This is a genomic window from Neptunomonas sp., assembly GCF_041601355.1.
In the GTDB taxonomy this organism is placed as follows: Bacteria; Pseudomonadota; Gammaproteobacteria; order Pseudomonadales; family Balneatricaceae; genus Neptunomonas.
The window spans coordinates 1-4,812 of record NZ_JBFIIH010000195.1 but is presented as its reverse complement, the minus strand read 5'-3'; the positions used below and the strand labels follow the sequence as shown (position 1 = coordinate 4,812).

General features: G+C 46.6%; 5 protein-coding genes. 3 read left to right on the top strand and 2 right to left on the bottom strand.

Annotation, left to right across the window (positions count from 1 at the left end; genetic code table 11):
* The first annotated feature begins 583 nt into the window (after positions 1–583).
* The 3 genes from ABY436_RS18910 (at position 584) to ABY436_RS18900 (ending at position 2,761) form a co-directional block, all read left to right on the top strand.
* Positions 584–841, top strand: a complete 258-nt coding sequence (locus tag ABY436_RS18910; RefSeq protein ID WP_372740483.1) for a DUF6482 family protein — start codon at positions 584–586, stop codon at positions 839–841.
* 82 nt (positions 842–923) lie between these two features.
* Entirely contained in the window at positions 924–1,193 is a 270-nt protein-coding gene (locus ABY436_RS18905) for a DUF3081 family protein (protein WP_372740482.1), read from the top strand.
* A 647-nt stretch (positions 1,194–1,840) separates the two neighbouring features.
* Entirely contained in the window at positions 1,841–2,761 is a 921-nt protein-coding gene (locus ABY436_RS18900) for a LysR substrate-binding domain-containing protein (protein WP_372740481.1), read from the top strand.
* A gap of 27 nt (positions 2,762–2,788) precedes the next feature.
* Here the strand turns inward: ABY436_RS18900 and ABY436_RS18895 are convergent, their stop codons facing one another.
* Together ABY436_RS18895 and ABY436_RS18890 are read right to left on the bottom strand one after the other, a co-directional pair.
* Positions 2,789–4,033: an MFS transporter gene (locus tag ABY436_RS18895; RefSeq protein ID WP_372740480.1), complete on the bottom strand. Its 1,245-nt coding sequence runs from the start codon at positions 4,031–4,033 to the stop codon at positions 2,789–2,791.
* A gap of 331 nt (positions 4,034–4,364) precedes the next feature.
* Positions 4,365–4,812 (bottom strand): M24 family metallopeptidase (locus ABY436_RS18890; protein WP_372740479.1); only part of this gene is annotated, 448 nt, incomplete at its 5' end.

The following is a 4,812-nucleotide window of genomic DNA, read 5'->3' as shown; positions in this document are numbered from 1 at the left end:
CTTCAGGACTTCTTCTCTGGTGCCAAATGCTTTGAGGATAGCCTCGACTATTCCGGTGACAATCGTAGAGAAGATCATCATGACTACGGCAAATGCCATGGCCGATTCGAGTAACTCCATTGTCTTCTGCCTTTCTTGTTGATACTGATACGGCAACATTACTTAGAACATACAAAAAAAATGCCAAAAGACTAACTAATTGATTATCAATATTTAAGATAAAAACCACGTTGGAAACTGGGGCAAAAACCACCCGGAAGATGAAAAAACCCCACTATATCTGTTATGTACTTGGAATATTTTTCATAGACATAGATGTTTGAACGCAGTTGGGTTGCTAAATCAGCATCAGGGTTATTCTTAACCCGCACAGGATATTTACCACGCCCCTTCCTGTAAGCTCCACACCGCCTTCCTGTTTCATATACCTAGAGCATTTTTAAGTCGTCAGTACTCCTGATCACCCGGTTCAAGCTCTAGCCTGGTAGGCGCTTGCTCAGAAAACCTATGCCCACCCATGATCCAATCCCGATACCCACACGTAATGATGAATGTAACCCAATTCACAGTGTGGAGAACGGCAATGAACGTAAGCGCATTAAGAAATCAGCTCAACAACGGAAAGGTCGCTGCCATAAAAATCATGTCCAACGAGGGTGATATCTACACTGCCCAAGCGGTTGTCGGCAACGAGCTGCACACTCTCAATCTGGATGAGTCCGGCAAACCCTGGGTGTTTCACAGCTATGTAGAGGCGAAACGGGCGCTGGCATCCTGCGCGGTTCCGATCGCCCTGGAAACGAGCACCGTTTACGACGAGATGGTTAACAGCCATCACTGAGGCGACCCGGAGTCTGCCGGGCTGAATGGGCGCATGACCAAGCCATGTGCCCTGCCTGACAACTATTGCGAGGACTACTGCCGTGAACAAAAACGTCTATCCCCTACTCAACCTCTACGAACTGATTTCCAAAAACGGCCATCCAACTGCCTTTGGTAAGGCCCTCGATGGCATCGAAGTCACCAGTGATCCGGATGGTTACCATCTGGAATTTCATAGCCAAGGCGTTGACATTGTCCTTGGGTTTCACAACACCTACAAAGAACGCTGGGATAGCAAGACAGACCTCGATCAGTTTTATAAAAAGGCTGACAACCTGATCAAGCAATACGCTTCAGCGACCCAGCATTGATGTATTACGCTCTATTACACCAACGCCTCATTAGCAAAGATGGTTTGAAAGTAGGTGATGTTGTCACGTTGCATATTCAGCGCGAACATAATACACGTCAAGATGACGTTGAACTGCAGACTGGCTAGAGTAGAGGAGTTGATGGGGAATTTTATACATTGTGACGACTGAGTTAGTAGCATTACTTTTCATATGCCATGTGTAGTGCAATACAAACCACCAAACACCTATAATAGCGGCTAAAATGCGAATCTCAGTCTTATCTTTCATCGTTAATTTACCTCGATCACCAGTTTTCATTGCTATTGACGAGATACACTGTCTCGCGGACTATTGGACTTAACACTGACATACTGCGCCCAAGCCCAGCCTGCCAGCATCACTCTTTGCTGGCGAAATTTAGCTAGCCGCATGCTCTTCGAATAACATTTAGATTAAACGCGCACAAAGCGGTGAGCATCGGTTTATGTCCACCGCAATCCGTTTAAGCCGCTTTAGTGCCTTAGTATTCATTGCTTCCGGAATTTCATTGATCAGGCTACATAGTCAGCAAGCTATCGTTGGGTTTGCTAATAGTTCAAGGCCTGCCATTTGTGTTATAAATACTAAAAGGTGTGGTTGATATAAAAACAAAAAGGCCCTGAGTTATGAAAAACATCCCCATGGATCTACTGCGTACCTTCACTACTATCAATGACCTTGGGGGCTTTACTCAGGCCGGTGGGTTATTGGGGCGATCCCAACCTGCGATCAGTTTGCAGATTAAGCGCTTGGAAGAGATGTTAGATGTGCAGCTTTTCAACAGGGCTGGTGGATTACAACTCACAGAAGATGGACATATATTGTACAGTTCGGCCCGCAAGATATTGGAAATAAACGATGCTGTCGTTTCCCGCCTGTCAACGCCAGACGTCAGTGGTACTGTACGCCTGGGAACGCCCAATGATTTCGAAGTATCATTTCTCCCCGTACTTTTATCCAAATTTACTCGTGCATATCCCAATGTAACCCTGGATGTTGGATCCGATGTCAGTATTAACTTACGCAATGCTTACAAGAAAGGCACATTTGATCTGGTAATGACGATGGATGAATATCCAACACATAAGTTCGCTGAAGATGACTTCATTGTTGAAGCATTATCTTGGATAACAGACCCTGGTTTTATCCAGAATAAAGACCAACCAATACCACTCGTGCTTTATCCCGAAGGTTGTATTTACCGTCAGCACATCACTGATGCCCTAAATAAAGCCAACATTCCATGGAGAGTCGTGTACTGCTCATCAAGCCTGTTAGGGATACAGTCTGCCATTAAAGCGGGTTTAGGCATCAGCGCTCTGGTAATCAATACCATTCCTGAAATGCTACAAACAGGTCAAGACCACAGTGGCCTGCCAGACCTGGGACTCGTCACTATCGGTTTTAATTATGATCAGAATAACTTGTCGCCTGCCGCTGCACTGTTACTCGATTACTTGCGCCGAGGTCTGAAACAAACGCAAAGTCATCCTGCATCATACAAATTTGGTCCGAATAATAACGACGCTTTCTTTTCTGCCAGATAAACAGAACCCTTGGATTGAGTTACTCACTTACGCATTTTCTACTAACTGCGCAGTATGCTGACGAATCACCGAAGCCGGCTGGTCGGAATTTCCATGTTTACGACTAAAGCAATAAACAAAAATAGCGACTGAGAGTATCCCGGCTAACAATATAAACAACATCTGATACTGTTCAGCCGGAGGTAATTGAGCTGAACCAGCCCACTCAAGTAACCAGCCACTTGCCCCCTGAACAACTCCCACTCCGCCCATTCCTATAGCCGTTAACATCGCCATTCCTCGACCATAATATTCAGGCGCCAGGAAGGTTCTCGAATGCGACATCAAGAGCGGATAAGTAAAACCGAACAAACCGACTGTAATGAAACACCACATAGCGAAAACTGACCCTTTATCCGGATAATAAGCCAGCAGGATCAATGGTAACAATGCCAGTACAGAGCTATAAATTACTAGCGTTTTTGTTTGCTGCCACCTGCGGTCCACCAATCCTAGCAAGAATGTCCCACACGCCATGGAGACTGACATCGCCATCAGAATAAAGCCGCGCTCAGTGGTATTTACCGCAAATACATCCGCGAGATAAGGACCACTCCATAAGCCTCGAATAGCCATCAATACCCCATAGCTAGCCAAGAACATCGGTAGTATTGGCCACAAGCTGCGAACGGTAGATATTCGCAGCATATCTCTGAGCATCCTGCCTGGTGTTTCATGAGCAGTGGCTGGCCTATCGCGTGAAAGGCCCAATAAACTCAGGCACGCAATCAACGCAGTCACCAGCATGACTAAGCGCAACGAGGAACGCCACCCTACCCATTCTGATAACATTCCCAGCGGGGTGGTACCTAATAAATCACCGAGACTACCGATAGCAATAACTAATGCCGTAACATATGCGAAGCGCTCTGGCGAAAATAAGCGTCCGATAAACACCATAGCGCCAGTAAATACCGGAGCACATCCGATTCCGATCAACACCATTCCGGCTAACGCCTGATAGTAATGCGTAGCTATACTGAAAAGACCAATGCCGAAAACTGCAAACCACATAAAAGCGGCAATAGCTAAGCGTCCACCAAATCGATCCAGTACTATACCGCTGGGGATCTGAGCCACGCCAAAGCTGAGAAAAAAACTCGATGCAAGCAAACCTAATTGAGCCTCATCCAACGACAAGTCAGCAGAAATTTCAGGGGCGATGACTGAGATCATGCCGCGATAAAACAGGCTAATCGAATAAGCAGCACAGAGTACGGCTAGTTCCCGCATTTTTATTCAACCTATATTTATGATTTAACTAAATAAGAAATATGCAACCTATATACTGAATTGAACCGCGCCTTTCCTTTCAAGAGCAATGGGTTTTGATACACAATGCAGGCTGTAAGATCCAAGCTTTAGTTACCGCTGGCTGTCGACAGAGCAAGCCAACTACCCTAACAGACTGTCGGACTTAACACTGATCGGCTGCGGATAAGGAGAGTGTAGCTGCTCCAGAAACTATCGCTTCAGTTTCAGGCGCAGCTATCTGTCATATAAGAGAATGGCTGTATTACTACAGCCACCTCTTACACGTCAGACATTTGTTAACCTTTACCTGTTAACCTTTAACAATGTTGTGCTCAGGGCCGAACGGGAACTTAGTGATGTTTTCAACACTGTCCTCGCCGACGACAAGAATATCGTGCTCACGGTATCCGCCTGCGCCCGCCCGGCCTTCCGGCAGCATCAGCATTGGCTCCATCGAAATCACCATACCTGGTTCAATGATGGTGTGAACATCTTCACGCAACTCCAACCCTGCTTCGCGGCCATAATAGTGGCTCAGGGTGCCGAAAGAGTGACCGTAACCAAAGGTGCGGTACTGCAACACATCATGCTTGAGGAAGATTTCGTTCAATTCGGCCGCGATATCACTGCAACGCGCACCCGGACGGATCAGCTCTAAACCACGACGGTGTACTTCACAGTTGATCTCCCACAACTCCAGATGACGATCAGATGCAAACTCGCTGAACAGCGTGCGCTCCAGCGCGGTGTAGTAACCG

What these genes read in the sequence shown, in the direction of transcription:
- ABY436_RS18910 (WP_372740483.1), top strand. Translation starts at nt 584, where the DNA reads ATGAACGTAAGCGCATTAAGAAATCAGCTCAACAACGGAAAGGTCGCT.
- ABY436_RS18900 (WP_372740481.1), top strand. Translation starts at nt 1,841, where the DNA reads ATGAAAAACATCCCCATGGATCTACTGCGTACCTTCACTACTATCAAT.
- ABY436_RS18895 (WP_372740480.1), bottom strand. Translation starts at nt 4,033, where the DNA reads ATGCGGGAACTAGCCGTACTCTGTGCTGCTTATTCGATTAGCCTGTTT.